Raw genomic sequence first — 15,057 nt, forward strand, 5'->3', positions numbered from 1 at the left:
CGGTCAGGCCGCCAGCTTCGTGCCGCCGAAGGTCGTCTGCTTGACGAACTTCGAGAGCAGGTGGTCGCCCGAGCTGATGGGGGCGTACTTCGCGGGCTCCTCCGCGCTCTGGCAGGCCGGCAGGCACTCGACCATCGCGTCGTAGTTGGGCTGGTGGAAGAACACGAGCGACTGGCGCTTGCGGTTCTCGGGCGAATCGATCGGCGGGTTGACCACGCGGTGCAGCGTCGACACCCAGCGGTCGTTCGTCCACTGCATCATCAGGTCGCCGAGGTTCACGACGAACGACCCCGGCACGTGTGGCACGTCGACCCACTGGCCTTCGGTGGTGACCTGCAGGCCGGGGCCGTCGGGCAGCACGATGGTGAGGCTGCCGTAGTCGCTGTGGGCGCTGGCGCGCAGCTGGCCGGGCAGGGCCTTTTCGGTGAGGCGCGGGTAGCTCAGCACGCGGAACATGCTGATGTGGCGGTCGATCTTGTCGTCGAACCAGGTCTCGGGCAGGTCGAGGGCCAGCGCGAAGATGCGCATCAGCGAACGCGACAGGTCGCTCATCGCGGCGAAGTACTCGGTGCTCGCGGCCCGGAACGCGGGGTCGGCGGGCCACACGTTCGGCGCGAAGTGCGGGCCGGCGTTGGCCTCCGCGTAGTACGGGTCGCCGGCGGGCACGTCGGTGGGGCCGATCGAGAACGACTCCTTCAGGTCACCGGGGGCGGCGTCCTCCATGCTGTACGACAGGCTCTCCTCGGCGACGGCGCTGTAGCCGCGGACCATGTCGGCGCGGGGGCGGTCCACCGCGCGCTTGGCGGGCAGGGGCAGCGCGAAGAAGGCCTGCGAGAGGGCGGAGACGCGGTCCACCAGCTCTTTGGGAATCTGGTGGTTCGTGATCACGAGGAAGCCGATGCTGCGGCAGGCTTCGTCGACGGCGCGGGCGACGGCAGCCTTGCCTTCGGGCGTGCCCGAGAAGTACGGCTGCAGGTCGATGATGGGAACGGTCTTCAAGGTCATGGGGCGATCCGGCAAGGGAAGTCGTTGACCCAGGACAAATAGCAACGTCCATGCCACTTTTGACCAAATGGTCCACCTCTCGGATCGCGAGGTTCGGTGCGGATTCCGGGCTTCGCAGCACCGGCGGCGTGCATGCGCCGCGCACCGTGCGTGCGCGTGGTGCGCCCGCAATGAAAACGGGCGGACGCTGTCGTCGACAGCGTCCGCCCGAGGGGAAAGGCCTGCGCGGTTACTTCGCCGTCGGCATCGCGAACTCGGCACCCTTCGCCGTGCTTTCCGCCCAGCGCTGCATCACCGACTTCTGCTTCGTGTAGAAGCGCACGCCTTCCTCGCCGTAGGCGTGGGTGTCGCCGAACAGGCTTCGCTTCCAGCCGCCGAAGCCGTGCCAGGCCATGGGCACGGGGATGGGCACGTTGATGCCCACCATGCCCACCTCGATGCGGCGGGCGAACTCGCGGGCGATGTGGCCGTCGCGGGTGTAGCAGGCGACGCCGTTGCCGAACTCGTGGTCGTTGACGAGTTGCACCGCCTCGGCGAAGTCCTTCGCGCGCACGCACGACAGCACGGGGCCGAAGATCTCTTCCTTGTAGATGCGCATGGCCGGGGTCACGTGGTCGAACAGCGTGCCGCCCGTGAAGAAGCCGTCCTCGTGGCCTGGCACCTTCAGGCCGCGGCCGTCGACGACCAGCTGGGCGCCTTCCTCCACGCCGAGGCCGATGTAGCCCTCGATGCGTTCGAGCGCCTGCTTCGTGACGATGGGGCCCATCTCGGCGTCGGCTTCCATGCCGTTCTTCACCTTCAGCGTGCGGGCGCGTTCGGCGAGCAGCGGGATCAGCCTGTCGCCCACGTCGCCCACCAGCACGGCCACGCTGATGGCCATGCAGCGTTCACCGGCGGAGCCGTAGCCGGCGCCGACGAGGGCGTCGACGGTCTGCTCGAGGTCGGCGTCGGGCATCACCACCATGTGGTTCTTCGCGCCGCCGAGGGCCTGCACGCGCTTGCCGAAGTGGGCGCAGCGCTCCTGGATGTAGTGGGCGATGGGCGTGGAGCCGACGAAGCTCACGGCCTTCACGTCGCGGTGTTCGATCAGCGCGTCCACCGCCACCTTGTCGCCCTGCACGACGTTGAACACGCCGTCGGGCAGGCCGGCCTCGCGCAGCAGCCCGGCCATGAAGATGGCGGCGGACGGGTCGCGTTCGCTCGGCTTGAGCACGAAGGTGTTGCCCGTGGCCAGGGCCACCGGGAACATCCAGCACGGCACCATGCACGGGAAGTTGAACGGCGTCACACCGGCCACCACGCCGAGCGGCTGGCGCATCGTCCAGTTGTCGATGCCGGTGCTGACCTGGTCGGTGTAGTCGCCCTTCAGCAGCTGCGGGATGCCGCAGGCGAACTCGATGATGTCGATGCCGCGCGAGACCTCGCCCTGCGCGTCCGAGAACACCTTGCCGTGTTCGGCGGTGATCATCGCGGCGAGCGTGTCGCGGTGTTCGTTCATCAGGCCGAGGAACTTGTTCAGCACGCGGGCGCGCCGGATGGGCGGGGTGTCGGCCCAGGCCGGGAAGGCCTTCTTCGCGGCGGCCACGGCGGCGTCCACCTCGGACACGTCGGCCAACGCCACGTGGCGTGCCACCGCACCGGTGGCGGGGTTGTAGACGGCCTGGCGCCGGCCGCTCGCGCCCGGGACGTCGCGCCCGCCCACGTGGTGGCCGATGTCGAGGGTGGAGGTGAAGGATTCGGTGGCGCCCATGGTGTCTCTCCAGTGTGGATGCGCACAGTCTAGGCAGGCCCGGCGGCCGGTCCAAGCGCTGTCGGCTGGATTCTCTGTTCAGAATACTTAACAATCGATGCATGAAGAACAAGAAGATCGAGGCGCTGTGGGCGCATGTGCACGGGCTCGGTGTGCTGGCCGCGCTCGGCAGCTACACGGCCGCCGCGCAGCGGCTGGGCGTCAGCAAGGCGGCGATGAGCCAGCGCATCGCCGAGCTGGAGCAGGCCGCGGGCGTGCCACTGGTGCGCCGCACCACGCGCAGCGTGCGCCTCACCGAGGCGGGCCAGCGGCTGGTCGACAGCACGCGGGCGGCCTTCGACGAGATCGAGCGCAGCTTCTCCGGCGTGAAGGACCTGGCCGCGGCGCCGCGTGGCGTGCTGCGGGTCACGGCGCCGGTCGCGCTCGGGCGCCAGCAGATCGTGCCGCTGATCCCGGCGTTCCTGAAGCTGTACCCGGAGGTGCGCGTGGAGCTGGAGCTGTCCGACCGCCTCGTGTCGCTGGCCCAGGAGGGCTTCGACCTCGCCGTGCGCCACGTGGCCGCCGTGCCCGACACGCACGTGGCGTGGACGCTGTGCGAGACCCGGTCGCTGCTGGTGGCCAGCCGGGCCTACCTGCGCCGCCGCGGCGTGCCGCGCGTGCCGGGAGACCTGGCGGACCACGACTGCCTGCACTACCTGCGCGGAGGCGACACCCCGACGTGGAGCTTCGAGCCGGCCAAGGGCCGCGGCGGCCGGGTCGCGGTGGGCGTGCGGGGCGCGTTCGCGGCGAACAACAGCGAGGCCCTGCGCGAGATGGCGCTGGCCGGGGCCGGCATCGCCCTCGTGCCCGACTTCAGCGCGCACCGCGACGTCGCGGCGGGGCGGCTGGTGGAGGTGCTGCCGTCCTGGCGGCCCGTGGGGGCGTTCGGCGGTCAGCTGTATGCCATCCGGCCTTACAGCCCGCACGTGCCGCGCACGGTGCAGGCGCTGGTGAGCTACCTGCGCGAGGGACTGGCGGCGGGGTTTCCCACCACCGCGGCGGAGGGCTGAGGCCGGCCCGGCGGCAGCAGCCAGGCCGCCGCCGCCATGCCCGTGAACATCGTGGCCACGAGCGCATGGGCGTCGGTCATGCCCGTGTGGCGGGCCAGGGCGGGTGCGAGCAACCCGACGGCGGCCATGCCGAGCAACATCGCCGCGGCGTGGGCGGTGCGCACGGCCGCGCGCAGGCCGGGTCCGTGGGGCACGAGCCACGCGGCCACGACCATCAGCAGGTGCGAGGCGGGCATCGCCACGCCGTGGCGCAGTGCCGCCTGCCACGGCGAGTCGGGGTCGCCGCACCACGCGGCGAGCACATCGAGCGGCACGTCGCGGGTGTCGAGCCAGAGGCCGGCGGCCATGCCGGCCCCGCACACGGCCGTGGACAGCAGGCGGTCCACCGCACCCTCAGCCGCAGCAGCCGGGCGCGGGCTTCACCGCGTCCGGGTACGCGTCGTGGCGGCGCAGCCAGTCGGTCATCTTGCCGTCGGCGCCGGTCTCGTTGCGGCCCAGCGGCATCATGTCGAGCACCATGTACGTGGTGAGCAGGTCCTCGCCGCCGCGCGCGTACGACGAGTAGGTGTGGAACACCTCGCCCTGCGCGTTGCGGTAGAAGGTGCTGACACCCGGGGCGTCGGGGCCCCACGACTTGACCTTGCCGTAGTTGTAGGCCACCTCGCCCGATGCGACCTCCTCGGGCGTGAAGCCGACGCCGTAGTCGTGGTTGAACGAGGAGCCCGCCGACGAGACCCAGCGCAAGTCCCAGCCCATGCGCTGCTGGTAGCGGCGGATGTCGTCGAGCGGGGCGCGCGAGACGAGCACCACCGACACGTCGTGGTGCTCGAGGTGCACGCGGGTGCCCACGAGGTGGTCGGCGATGAACGAACACCCCACGCAGCCTTCGGCGTCGCCGGGGCCCAGCATGAAGTGGTAGACGAACAACTGGCTGTTGGACCCGAACAGTTCGGCGAGGGACTTCGGGCCCTCGGGTGTCTCGAAGGTGTAGTCGGTGTCCACCTTCACCCACGGCAGTGCGCGGCGTTCCTCGGCGAGGCGGTCGCGTGTGCGGGTGAACTCCTTCTCGTGCGCCAGCAGGCGCTTGCGGGCGGCGAGCCAGTCCGCGCGGGATGCGACGGGATGGGCGGGGACGTTGTCCATCGAACTCTCCTTCGATTTGCAAACCAGAAAGTTAAGTGTTCAGCGTCCGTCACCCCTTGTCAAGCACCCGCGGCGTCATCGGGGCCTTCGCGCCGTGGGCACGCCCGCGCCCGGCGAGGGCCGCGACAGGATCAGCAGTCCGAGCACGGTGTTCAGCGAACACGCGCCGACGAGGACCAGCAGGGCCGTCGCACCCGCATCGCGGTGAAGCAGCACGCTGGCGAACGCGGTGCCGAGCCACATGAAGGCGAGGAGCAGGCGCAGCGCCCACGCCGCGGCCGGGCTGAGCGACACCCGCAGGTCCACCATCGGTTCCGGCGCGGTGATGGCCAGGCCGTGGGCGAGCGTGGACGGCTCGCGGCCCAGCAGCCCGGCCGTGGCGTTGACCGCGGGCACGCTGCCGCGGGCCAGCAGGCGGATGGTGTCGCGGCAGAACACGCGTTGCGGAAGGGCTTCGGCGAGCCACGCGCCGAAGGCCATCAGCGGCATCGGCACGGGCAGCCACACCGCATCGCCGAGGCCCAGCGCGTCGCGGTAGCGGGCCAGCATCGTGCGGTAGGTCACCACTTCGCCGCCACCCAGTTCCAGCACGCCGCGCACCGGCTCGGGCTGCTCCACCAGCCGCACGATGGCCTCCGCCAGTTCGTAGACGTGGAGGGGGGCGAGCGGCTGCGCGCCGCGCCCCGGCAGGCAAACGACGGGCAGGCTCGCGAGGGTGGCGAACAGCGCGGCGCTCTGGCTGCCCGGGCCGTACACGAGCGACGGCCGCACCACCACGCCGTCGACGGGCAGCGCGGCGAGGGCCTCCTCGGCGAGCAGCTTGCTGTGCAGGTAGGGCGTGCCGAGGCTCTCGGGGTCGTCACCCACGCCGAGCGCGGAGACCTGCACCACGCGCCGCACGCCCGCGATGGCCGCGCCGCGGAACAGCTCCGCGGGCCCCTCGGTGTGCACCCGCGCGAAGGACTGGCCGCGCGAGGGCATCAGGATGCCGACGCAGTTGACCACCGCGTCGACCTGCCGGTCCGCCAGGCGCCGGGCCCAGACGGCCGGGGCCGTGGGTTCCATGAAGTCGATGGGCAGCGTGGCGCGGCCATCGGCCTGGGCGCGCACGCCCTCGATGACCTGGTGGCCCCGCGACCGCAACGCGCGTGCGACCGCACGCCCCACACACCCGTGGGCTCCGCAGACGAGCACTCTCATGACCGGTCCTCCCGGGCGATGTCGCAGGCGCCACCCCGGCAGCGCGCCATGCGGGCCAGCGTGCGGCGGGCACGCACCGTGTCGATCAGCGGCGCCGCGGCGCGGGAGATGGGCCGCCGGTATCGCGCGAAGAGGCGGTACGCGAGGTCGAACACCGGCCGCACCGGCGCGAGCGCCGTGGGCCGCAGCACCCAGCCGAGCCCCACGGCGGCGTAGGCCGCACGCAGCGTGCTCATCCCCTTCACCACCGTGCCGTCGGCCCACACGCCGTGGAGTTCGGCGTCGAGTGCCGCGTACGTCGTGCCGTGCGCCGTGGCATCGAATCCCGGCGCGGCGATGTCGACGAAGGCGAGACGGCCCGCCGCATCGCGCGCCCGCAGGTGGTCCATCTCCAGCGAGCAGACCGGGCAGGCGGCGTCGTACAGCAGGGTCAGAGGGTAGGCGGGGCGCATCGTGGTTCTCCTGTAATTTCTGTCGAGAGAGAAACGGTCGGGCAAAAAAAGAGGCTCAAGCCTCCGCGGGCGAACGCCCGATGAGCTTCTTGATCTTGGCGCCGAGCTTGAGTACCTGCGTGAGGGTCTGGGTGTCCAGGCGCAGCATCTCGTCGCTCCACAGCGTGAGGGTGTCGAGCAGTTCCAGCGTCTCCTGCATGCGCAGCTTGGCCTCGGCAGGCTCCTTCGACATGCCGGGGTCGGCCAGCAGCTCGCGCAGGACGGCGACGGTGGGTTCGATCTCGCGGCGCTGGCGCTCCTTGACGATGGTGCGCAGCAGCTCCCACACCTGCTTCGAGGTCTCGAAGTGGTCGCGCCGGTCGCCGGCCACGTGCACGAGCTTCACGAGGTTCCAGCCCTGCAGTTCGCGCAGGCTGTTGCTGACGTTGGAGCGGGCGACCTTCAGCGTGTCGACGATCTCCTCGGCGTGCATGGGCCGCCCGGTGATGTAGAGCAGCGCATGGATCTGGGCGACGGTGCGGTTGACGCCCCAGCGGGTGCCCATCTCGCCCCAGTGGAGGACGAAACGGGAGAGGGTCGGGGAGAGGTCCATGGCGACATCCTCTCGCCGCCCGCAATTTCTGTCAATACAGAAATTCTGGATCCGAGATCAACCGGAGACGGCGTCCCAGGACAGCCCGAACTTCAGCAGGTACTTGCGCAGGCGGTCCGCATCGTTGACCACGGTGCGGGCCTCGCGGGACTGGTCGAACAGCTGGCGGCCCGCGTCCGACAGGGTTCGGGCCCGACGGCACACGCGCACCACCGCCTCGAGCTGCAGCCGGTCGAAGAGGTCGAGCGTGGCCAGCCGGTCGGCGGGCAGCACCGTGGCGAGGTCGACCTCGCCCGCATCGGCAGCCATCGGCCGGCGCTGCCACAGCCACCGCAGGCGCTGCAGTTCGGCGTCCACCAGCCCGGCGGAGATGCGGCCGCCGTCGGCCAGCGTGGCCAGCCGGGTGACACTGGCCGACAGGTCGCGGAAGTTGCCGGTCCACAGCGCCTCGCCGGACTGGGCGAAACGCAGGTAGGCGGCCTTGGCCTCGGCCGTGAAGCGCACGGCCTGGCCGGTGTCCACGGCGGCGCGGGCCAGCAGGTGGTCGACGTTGGGCTCCAGGTCCTCGGGCCGCTGGGCGAGGCCGGGCAGCGTGTACGTCCAGAGGTTGATGCGCGCGTACAGGTCCTCGCGGAAGCGGCCCTCGGCCACGTCGATGCGCAGGTCGCGGTTCGTGCCGGCGATCAGCTGGAAGTCGCTGGTGACGGGCCGGTCGCTGCCCATCGGCAGGAAGCGTTTCTCCTCCACCGCCGTGAGCAGCATCGCCTGCTCGTCGGCCCCCAGCTCGCCGATCTCGTCGAGGAACAGCACCCCCTCGTGGGCCGCGCGCAGCAGGCCGGCGCGATCGGCGGCCGCCCCGGTGAACGCGCCCTTGCGGTGCCCGAACAGCGTGGAGGCGGCGCCGTCGCCGCGCAGCGTCGCGCAGTTCACCTCGATGAACGGGCCGGTGACCTGGTGGCGCGACTTCTTCAGCTCGTACATGCGCCGCGCGAGGTGCGACTTGCCCGCGCCCGTGGGCCCGGTCAGCAGCACCGGCGCCCGCGAGCGCACCGCCACCCGCTCGATCTCGTCGATCAGCGCGTTGAACCGCGGGTTGCGCGTGGCGATGCCGCTCTTGAGGAACTCGACTGCATCGTGCTGCGCCTGGTCGAAGCGCTGGGCGATGACGTCGTAGCGCGAGAGGTCGAGGTCGATCAGCGTGTGCTGGCCGGGGTGCCCGGCCGCCTGCTTGCGCGGTGGCGACGTCTGCAGCAGCACGCCCGGGATGAACCGCGCCTCGACCAGCAGGAACATGCAGATCTGCGCCACGTGGGTGCCCGTGGTGATGTGGGTGCGGTACTGCTCCCGGTCGGTGTCGAACGGGTAGGCCTGCACCCAGTCGTACAGCGCGGCATACACCTCGCCGAAGTCCCACGGGTCGGCGATGCCCATCTCGACGAGGTTGACCGTGGTCTCGGGCGACACCGCCGCGATGTCGGCCACCAGCTGCCTCGCGAGCGCGAGGTGCTTGCGGTCGTGCAGCAGCTCCAGCCGATGGACCTGCAGGTCCTCCTGCTGGCAGATGGACACGGTGGGGCGCCACTTCTCCCAGCGGCCGGGGCCGAGGCCGGAATCGAGCTGCGAGCCCAGGAAACCGATCACGACCGTCTTGAGGGACATGGCTTGCTGGATAGAAAACTAGCTGCAATTCTATATCGACGTCGTCTTTCCTTCGGCAGTGTTTTCGCAGACAAGAAAAATAGCCAATCAAATCAAAGGCTTGTAGATCATTCGGTCGTACGGTCCGCCCCTGGCACACGCGTTGCGATAGGAAAGGCACACAACACGAACGCTCAGGGAAACATCATGGTCAACACGCAGCTCTTCCGCACCGCCCCCGGCGCGCTGGCGCCCCAGGCGACCACCCGCAACCAGGCCGGCGCCCCCGCGTACGCCCTGTCGCCGGCCCACCGGCTGGCGCAGCTGGCGGTGACGGGTTGCCTCGGCGACACGTTCTACGCCAACGCCGAATCGCAGCTGGACGACGTGCTGGCGCTGGCCGCCGAGGTGGACCCGGTGTTCGTCGCGAAGACCGCGCTGTACGCCCGCGGGCAGGGCCACATGAAGGACATGCCCGCGCTGCTGGCCGCCGTGCTGGCGGAACGCGACGTGGGCCTGCTGGCGCGGGTGTTCGACCGCGTGGTGGACAACGGCAAGGTGCTGCGCGCCTTCGTGCAGATCCTGCGCAGCGGTGCGGTGGGGCGCAAGTCACTCGGATCGCGGCCCAAGCAGCTCGTGCAGCGATGGCTCAACACGGCCACCGAGGCGCAGCTGCTGCAGGCCTCGATCGGCGCCGCGCCGTCGCTCGCCGATGTCGTGAAGATGGTGCACCCGAAGCCCGCCGAAGCCTGGCGGGCCGCGTGGTTCGCCTGGCTGATCGGCAAGCCGTACGACGAGGCGGCGTTGCCGCCGGCGACGCTGGCCTTCGAACGGTTCAAGCGGGCACGGGCCGAAGGCCGCTCGATCGAGCTGCCGGACGTGCCGTTCCAGATGCTGACCACGCTGTCGCTGACGCCGAAGCAGTGGACGAAGGTGGCGCTGGCCGGGTCGTGGCAGACGCTGCGGCAGAACCTGAACACGCTCGTGCGCCATCAGGCGTTCGAGGTGAAGGGGTTCGCCGCCGCGGTGGCCGCCAAGCTGCGTGATCCGCAGGCCGTGGCGCGTTCGCGGGTGCTGCCGTACCAGCTGATGACGGCGTACCACGCCGCCGGCGCGAACGTGCCGGCCGAGGTGCGCGAGGCGCTGCAGGACGCGATGGACCTGGCACTGGCCAACGTGCCGCGGTTCGCCGGGCAGGTGGTGGTGTGCCCGGACGTGTCCGGCTCCATGTCGTCGCCAGCCACGGGTCACCGCGGCTCGGCGACCTCGGTGGTGCGGTGCATCGACGTGGCGGCCCTCGTGGCGGCCGCGGTGCTGGACCGCAACCGCCAGGCGACGGTGCTGCCGTTCGAGAACAAGGTGGTGCCGTTGACGTTGAACCCGCGTGACTCGGTGATGACGAACGCGGCCAAGCTCGCGGCCGTGGGCGGTGGGGGAACGAACTGCAGCGCGCCGCTGGCGGAGCTGAACCGCCAGCGTGCGGCGGTGGACCTCGTGATCCTCGTCTCGGACAACGAGTCGTGGGTCGACGCGAACCGCCGCGGCGCGACGCAGACGATGGTGGAGTGGCACCTGCTGAAGCAGCGTTGCCCGGGCGCGAAGCTCGTGTGCATCGACCTGCAGCCGTATGCCACCACGCAGGCGATGGAGCGCGCGGACATCCTCAACGTCGGAGGTTTCTCCGACGCGGTGTTCAAGCAGATCGACCGGTTCGCCCGGTCGCAGGCGGGGCCCGCGCACTGGGTCGGCGAGATCGAACGCGTGGCGCTCGATCCGCAGTGACATGAATCGATAGACAGTTTTTCGGGTGTTCCGCCACGAATGCGGGTGGAACTACAGCCTACGAAGCTCGTGGTCGCGGGTTCGAGTCCCGCCGGTCCCATGTCAGGGGGGCCGTAGCTCAGCGGTAGAGCACGAAAACGTTTCACCCATCCTTGTCGTGGTGGAACACCCGATCCTTTTTTGATGGAATGAGAACCATGGAACAGAACTACAAGACCGAGACCATCGAAGGCGGCGTGCCGCTGAAGATGTGGACCCGCGGCGTGCCCGTGGAACCCGAGGCGAAGCAGCAGCTCGCGAACACCGCGCGCCTGCCCATCGTGTTCAAGCACGTGGCGGCCATGCCGGACGTGCACCTCGGCATCGGCGCCACGGTGGGGTCGGTCGTGCCCACGCTGAAGGCGATCATCCCGGCCGCCGTCGGCGTGGACATCGGCTGCGGCATGATGGCCGCGAAGACCACGCTGCGCGCGGAAGACCTGCCCGACAACCTCGGCCCGCTGCGTTCGGCCATCGAACGCGCGGTGCCGCACGGCAGCTCGCCGAAGCGTTCGGGGCGCGACCGCGGAAGCTGGGAGAACCCGCCCGAGCGCGTGGACGCGGTGTGGGCCCAGCTCGCCGACGAGTTCGACGTGCTGTGCGAGCTGCACCCGCGCCTGCGCAACACGAACAACCGAAAGCACCTGGGAACGCTCGGCACCGGCAACCACTTCATCGAGGTGTGCCTCGACGAGGAAGGCGCCGTGTGGTTCATGCTGCACTCGGGTTCGCGTGGCGTGGGCAACGCGATCGGCACCCACTTCATCGAACTCGCCAAGAAGGACGCGGAGCAACACCAGCGCAACCTGCCCGACCAGGACCTGGCGTACTTCGAGGAAGGCGCCCGCTACTTCGGCGACTACGTGCGCGCGGTGAGCTGGGCGCAGACCTTCGCGCAGCGCAACCGCGAGGTGATGATGGCCAACCTGATCGCCACCGTGCGCACGGTGATCACCAAGCCGTTCGAGTCGCACGTCGAGGCGGTGAACTGCCACCACAACTACGTGCAGAAGGAGCATCACTTCGGCGAGGACGTGTTCGTGACCCGCAAGGGTGCGGTGAGCGCCAAGCGCGGCGAGATGGGCATCATCCCGGGCAGCATGGGTGCGCGCAGCTACATCGTGCGCGGCCTCGGCAACCCGGAGAGCTTCGAGAGCTGCAGCCACGGCGCCGGCCGCGTGATGAGCCGCACGAAGGCGAAGAAGCTCTTCACGGTCGAGGACCATGTGAAGGCGACCGAAGGCGTGGAATGCCGCAAGGACGCCGACGTGGTCGACGAGATCCCGATGGCCTACAAGGACATCGACGCCGTGATGGCCGCGCAGCAGGACCTGGTGGAAGTGGTCCACACGCTCAAGCAGGTGGTGTGCGTGAAGGGGTGAGCCCCTTCCGCACCCCGCCCTGACAAGAAAAACGAAAAGGGGAAACCAACATGATCGAACTCGACGGTTCGGCCGGCGAGGGCGGCGGCCAGATCCTGCGCACGGGCCTCGCGCTGTCGATGTGCACGGGCCAGCCGCTGCGCATCGACCACATCCGCGCGAAGCGCCCGAAGCCCGGGCTGATGCGCCAGCACCTCGCGTGCGTGAACGCCGCACAGGCGGTGAGCGGCGCGCGGGTGTCCGGCGCCGAACTCGGGTCCGTGCGGCTCGACTTCGAGCCCGGCGCGGTGAAGGCCGGAACCTACCAGTTCGCGGTGGGCACGGCCGGCAGCTGCACCCTGGTGCTGCAGACCGTGCTGCCCGCGCTGATGCGCGCCGACGGTGAAAGCCGCCTCGTGCTCGGCGGTGGCACGCACAACCCGATGGCGCCACCGTCCCACTTCGTCGACCGCGCCTTCGCGCCGCAGTTGCGCCGCATGGGCGTGGGCCTCGACCTCGACCTGCGCCGCCACGGGTTCTATCCGGCGGGGGGTGGCGAGATCGACGTGACGATCCGTCCCGCGCCGGGCGGCCTTGTGCCGTTCGACCTCCTCGCGCGCGGTGAGCTGGTGGAGGCGTACGCCGAATGCCTCAATCCGGGCATCGCCCGCGGCGTGGCGTTCCGCGAGCTGGAGGCCGTGCGTGCCGCGTTCGGGTGGGACATGGACCGCACGACGGTGCTGAACGCACGCCAGAACGAGGGCCCGGGCAACGCGCTGATGATCACCTTCGTGCACGCGAACGTGACCGAGGTGGTGATCGCGTTCGGCGAGAAGGGCCGCAGCGCCGAGCAGGTGGCGCAGATGGCCGTCGCCGAGGCGGTGGCGTGGCGCGACGGCGAGGGGGCGGCGGGTCCGCACCTGGCCGACCAGCTGGCCGTGCCGCTGGCACTGGCCGTGTCGGCGTCGGGCAAGACCGGCGCGTACACGTTCACCGAACTGACCGAACACGCGCGAACGAACTTCGACGTGATCGAACAGTTCCTGCCGGTGCGCCACACGGTCTCGAACGAAGGGACCGGCTGGCGCGTGACGGTGGCGCCGCGCGGTTGATGCAGGTCAAGCGGGGGCGGCGCCCCCGCTCCTAGACTGGGCCTTTTTCAGCGCCATGCCCATCGAGCTGTACTCCGAAGGCGGCCACCGCTGCCTCATGTTCACCGACCTCAGCGGCCACGGTGACGAGGCCGTCCAGGCCAACCAGTTCCTCATCGTCGACGACGACACCGGCGCGATCATCGACCCGGGCGGCAACCTCGCGTACCACGAGCTGTACCTCGGCATGTCGCGCTACTTCGCGCCGCAGCGGCTCTCGTCGATCATCGCGTCCCATGCCGACCCCGACATCATCGCGTCGCTCGACCGCTGGATGACGGCCACCACCGCGCCGCTCTACATCAGCAGCCTCTGGGCCCGCTTCGCGCCGCACTTCTGCAAGGCCGGCAAGACCGAGGGCCGCATCGTCGCGATCCCCGACCCCGGCATGCGCATCCCCGTGGGCCGCAGCAAGCTGTGGGCGCTGCCCGCGCACTTCCTGCACGCCGAAGGCAACTTCCAGTTCTGGGACCCGGTGAGCCGCATCCTGTTCTCGGGCGACCTGGGCGTCTCGCTCGGCGGCGACCCGCGCACGACGATCACGTCGCTCGGTCCCCACCTGAAGCACATGGAAGCCTTCCACCGGCGCTACATGGTCAGCGGCAAGATCCTGCGCCTGTGGGCCGACATGGTGGAGCCGTTGCCCATCGAGATGATCGTGCCGCAGCACGGCGCCCCGCTCGCAGGGCCCGCCGTGCGCGAGTTCATCGCGTGGGTGCGGACGCTCGAATGCGGCATCGACCGCATGTCGAGCCGCGACTACGCGTTGCCCGCCTGAACCTGGGGCCTGCTGGTGGGCCGGCCGCGGTAGTCGGTCCAGCAGCGCGCGGCGTGGTCGTACAGCTTGCAGCGGCGTGCGGTGTCGAAGTACCAGCGCCACGAGAACGGCTGGATCACGATCAGCCCCGGCATGCGTTCTTCCAGCAGCTTCTGCGCGCGCTTGAGGCGGTACAGCGGCACGCTCATGTCCACGTGGTGGGCGGTGTGCTCCATGATGTGGTGCAGCGCCGCGCCCATCATCGTCTTGAACGTCAGGTGCACCGTGGTCGACACGAACGGCTGCGCCGCGGCCCACGAGGCCTTGTCCTCGTACCAGTCGATCTGCGGGTGCGTGTGGTGCACGTAGACGACGAAGCCGATCATCCCGTTCCAGAACACGAACGGCACCACGAAGCCCACGGTGACGAGCCAGAGGGCCGACTGGTCCGTGGCCACGGCGGCGGCCACGAGGCCGGCGATCCACACGGCGGCGAAGCCCGTCACGAGCAGGCCGTCCTTCCAGAAGATGGCGCGCCGCGTGGGCATGGCGCGCTTGTTCGGGAACAGCATCTTCGTCCACCAGATCTCCACGAGGTAGTAGAGCCACGGCGCCCAGCCGCTGCGGTAGACGCGCTCCAGCACGCGGCGTGCGGGCGGCAGCGCGCGGTACTCCTCGAGCGTGTGCGGCTGCCACACGAAGTCGAAGCCCTTCAGGTTCGTGTAGCCGTGGTGCACGACGTTGTGTCCCACGTCCCACAGGCTGTACGGCGTGAGCGACGGCAGGAAGACGAAACGGCCCAGCCAGCGGTTGAGGCGGCGGTGGTCCGTGAAACTCTGGTGGCAGGCGTCGTGGCCGAGGATGAAGAGCCGGCCGATCACGAAACCCGTGAACAGCGCGAACAGCAGCTGCAGCCACGCCGGTCGCACGAGCACGGTCGCCGCGAGCGAGGCGGCGAACAGCACGGTGTCGAACGCCACGAGCGTGAGCGCCCAGGGGGTGCTGCGCGCGGTGATGGGAGCCATCCATTCGCGGATCACCTTGCGGTGGGGGATGGCGGTCGGGGGGGAGGTTGTCGCAGTGGTCATGGCGGCGCACGTTAGGGCGGCCGCGGCCGGATGCCCTTGATCGGCATCAA

The 15,057-nt window shown here is 70.1% G+C and carries 14 protein-coding genes; 5 read left to right on the forward strand and 9 right to left on the reverse strand.

All coding sequences use genetic code 11. The features are described 5' to 3' along the window. Window positions 1-3: 3 nt before the first annotated feature. Together A4W93_RS00355 and A4W93_RS00360 are read right to left on the reverse strand one after the other, a co-directional pair. Window positions 4-1,005: an isopenicillin N synthase family dioxygenase gene (locus tag A4W93_RS00355; protein ID WP_085748719.1), complete on the reverse strand. Its 1,002-nt coding sequence runs from the start codon at window positions 1,003-1,005 to the stop codon at window positions 4-6. 229 nt (window positions 1,006-1,234) lie between these two features. Continuing rightward, window positions 1,235-2,755 carry a CoA-acylating methylmalonate-semialdehyde dehydrogenase gene (locus A4W93_RS00360; RefSeq protein ID WP_085748720.1) on the reverse strand — a complete coding sequence of 507 codons (1,521 nt, stop codon included), beginning with the start codon at window positions 2,753-2,755 and terminating at the stop codon, window positions 1,235-1,237. Between the two features lie 101 nt (window positions 2,756-2,856). Here A4W93_RS00360 and A4W93_RS00365 point away from each other — a divergent pair, with 101 nt between their 5' ends. Beyond that, window positions 2,857-3,804, forward strand: coding sequence for a LysR family transcriptional regulator (locus A4W93_RS00365; protein WP_085748721.1), 948 nt, complete (start codon window positions 2,857-2,859; stop codon window positions 3,802-3,804). On the opposite strand, the gene A4W93_RS00370 is transcribed toward A4W93_RS00365, so the two are convergent. The 6 genes from A4W93_RS00370 to rtcR all read right to left on the reverse strand — a co-directional run bounded on the left by A4W93_RS00370 (window position 3,750) and on the right by rtcR (window position 8,850). Beyond that, window positions 3,750-4,190, reverse strand: a complete 441-nt coding sequence (locus A4W93_RS00370) for a hypothetical protein (protein ID WP_085748722.1) — start codon at window positions 4,188-4,190, stop codon at window positions 3,750-3,752. The genes A4W93_RS00365 and A4W93_RS00370 overlap by 55 nt on opposite strands. Window positions 4,191-4,197: 7 nt before the next feature. Next, on the reverse strand, window positions 4,198-4,947 hold the full coding sequence (locus A4W93_RS00375; protein ID WP_085748723.1) for a DUF899 domain-containing protein: 750 nt from the start codon (window positions 4,945-4,947) through the stop codon (window positions 4,198-4,200). Between the two features lie 75 nt (window positions 4,948-5,022). Next, on the reverse strand, window positions 5,023-6,147 hold the full coding sequence (locus A4W93_RS00380; RefSeq protein ID WP_085748724.1) for an NAD-dependent epimerase/dehydratase family protein: 1,125 nt from the start codon (window positions 6,145-6,147) through the stop codon (window positions 5,023-5,025). After that, window positions 6,144-6,599: a thiol-disulfide oxidoreductase DCC family protein gene (locus A4W93_RS00385; protein WP_085748725.1), complete on the reverse strand. Its 456-nt coding sequence runs from the start codon at window positions 6,597-6,599 to the stop codon at window positions 6,144-6,146. The genes A4W93_RS00380 and A4W93_RS00385 overlap by 4 nt, the downstream gene beginning before the upstream one ends. Window positions 6,600-6,654: 55 nt before the next feature. After that, the gene (locus A4W93_RS00390) at window positions 6,655-7,191 is read right to left on the reverse strand and encodes a GbsR/MarR family transcriptional regulator (RefSeq protein WP_085748726.1); all 537 of its coding nucleotides are present in this window, start codon (window positions 7,189-7,191) and stop codon (window positions 6,655-6,657) included. Window positions 7,192-7,248: 57 nt separating this feature from the next. After that, on the reverse strand, window positions 7,249-8,850 hold the full coding sequence (gene rtcR / locus A4W93_RS00395; RefSeq protein ID WP_085748727.1) for an RNA repair transcriptional activator RtcR: 1,602 nt from the start codon (window positions 8,848-8,850) through the stop codon (window positions 7,249-7,251). A gap of 186 nt (window positions 8,851-9,036) precedes the next feature. Between rtcR and A4W93_RS00400 the strand changes: the two genes are divergently transcribed. From A4W93_RS00400 to A4W93_RS00415, 4 genes are all read left to right on the forward strand, one after another. After that, entirely contained in the window at window positions 9,037-10,611 is a 1,575-nt protein-coding gene (locus A4W93_RS00400) for a vWA domain-containing protein (protein WP_085748728.1), read from the forward strand. A gap of 197 nt (window positions 10,612-10,808) precedes the next feature. Then, entirely contained in the window at window positions 10,809-12,032 is a 1,224-nt protein-coding gene (locus A4W93_RS00405; RefSeq protein WP_099959827.1) for an RtcB family protein, read from the forward strand. Between the two features lie 50 nt (window positions 12,033-12,082). Next, entirely contained in the window at window positions 12,083-13,123 is a 1,041-nt protein-coding gene (gene rtcA / locus A4W93_RS00410) for an RNA 3'-terminal phosphate cyclase (protein WP_085748730.1), read from the forward strand. A 55-nt stretch (window positions 13,124-13,178) separates the two neighbouring features. After that, the gene (locus tag A4W93_RS00415) at window positions 13,179-13,940 is read left to right on the forward strand and encodes an oxygen-binding di-iron domain-containing protein (protein WP_085748731.1); all 762 of its coding nucleotides are present in this window, start codon (window positions 13,179-13,181) and stop codon (window positions 13,938-13,940) included. Here A4W93_RS00415 and A4W93_RS00420 read toward each other — a convergent pair. Next, on the reverse strand, window positions 13,922-15,007 hold the full coding sequence (locus A4W93_RS00420; protein ID WP_085748732.1) for a fatty acid desaturase: 1,086 nt from the start codon (window positions 15,005-15,007) through the stop codon (window positions 13,922-13,924). The two genes, A4W93_RS00415 and A4W93_RS00420, sit on opposite strands and share 19 nt — an antisense overlap. Window positions 15,008-15,057: the final 50 nt, after the last annotated feature.

This window comes from Piscinibacter gummiphilus, assembly GCF_002116905.1.
Taxonomy (GTDB): domain Bacteria; phylum Pseudomonadota; class Gammaproteobacteria; order Burkholderiales; family Burkholderiaceae_C; genus Rhizobacter; species Rhizobacter gummiphilus.

Excerpts from the sequence above, each read along its gene's own strand:
- rtcR (WP_085748727.1), bottom strand. The coding sequence starts at position 8,850 with ATGTCCCTCAAGACGGTCGTGATCGGTTTCCTGGGCTCGCAGCTCGAT.
- A4W93_RS00405 (WP_099959827.1), top strand. The coding sequence starts at position 10,809 with ATGGAACAGAACTACAAGACCGAGACCATCGAAGGCGGCGTGCCGCTG.
- A4W93_RS00355 (WP_085748719.1), bottom strand. The coding sequence starts at position 1,005 with ATGACCTTGAAGACCGTTCCCATCATCGACCTGCAGCCGTACTTCTCG.
- A4W93_RS00360 (WP_085748720.1), bottom strand. The coding sequence starts at position 2,755 with ATGGGCGCCACCGAATCCTTCACCTCCACCCTCGACATCGGCCACCAC.
- A4W93_RS00380 (WP_085748724.1), bottom strand. The coding sequence starts at position 6,147 with ATGAGAGTGCTCGTCTGCGGAGCCCACGGGTGTGTGGGGCGTGCGGTC.
- A4W93_RS00385 (WP_085748725.1), bottom strand. The coding sequence starts at position 6,599 with ATGCGCCCCGCCTACCCTCTGACCCTGCTGTACGACGCCGCCTGCCCG.
- A4W93_RS00400 (WP_085748728.1), top strand. The coding sequence starts at position 9,037 with ATGGTCAACACGCAGCTCTTCCGCACCGCCCCCGGCGCGCTGGCGCCC.
- A4W93_RS00390 (WP_085748726.1), bottom strand. The coding sequence starts at position 7,191 with ATGGACCTCTCCCCGACCCTCTCCCGTTTCGTCCTCCACTGGGGCGAG.
- A4W93_RS00365 (WP_085748721.1), top strand. The coding sequence starts at position 2,857 with ATGAAGAACAAGAAGATCGAGGCGCTGTGGGCGCATGTGCACGGGCTC.
- A4W93_RS00375 (WP_085748723.1), bottom strand. The coding sequence starts at position 4,947 with ATGGACAACGTCCCCGCCCATCCCGTCGCATCCCGCGCGGACTGGCTC.
- rtcA (WP_085748730.1), top strand. The coding sequence starts at position 12,083 with ATGATCGAACTCGACGGTTCGGCCGGCGAGGGCGGCGGCCAGATCCTG.
- A4W93_RS00420 (WP_085748732.1), bottom strand. The coding sequence starts at position 15,007 with ATGACCACTGCGACAACCTCCCCCCCGACCGCCATCCCCCACCGCAAG.
- A4W93_RS00415 (WP_085748731.1), top strand. The coding sequence starts at position 13,179 with ATGCCCATCGAGCTGTACTCCGAAGGCGGCCACCGCTGCCTCATGTTC.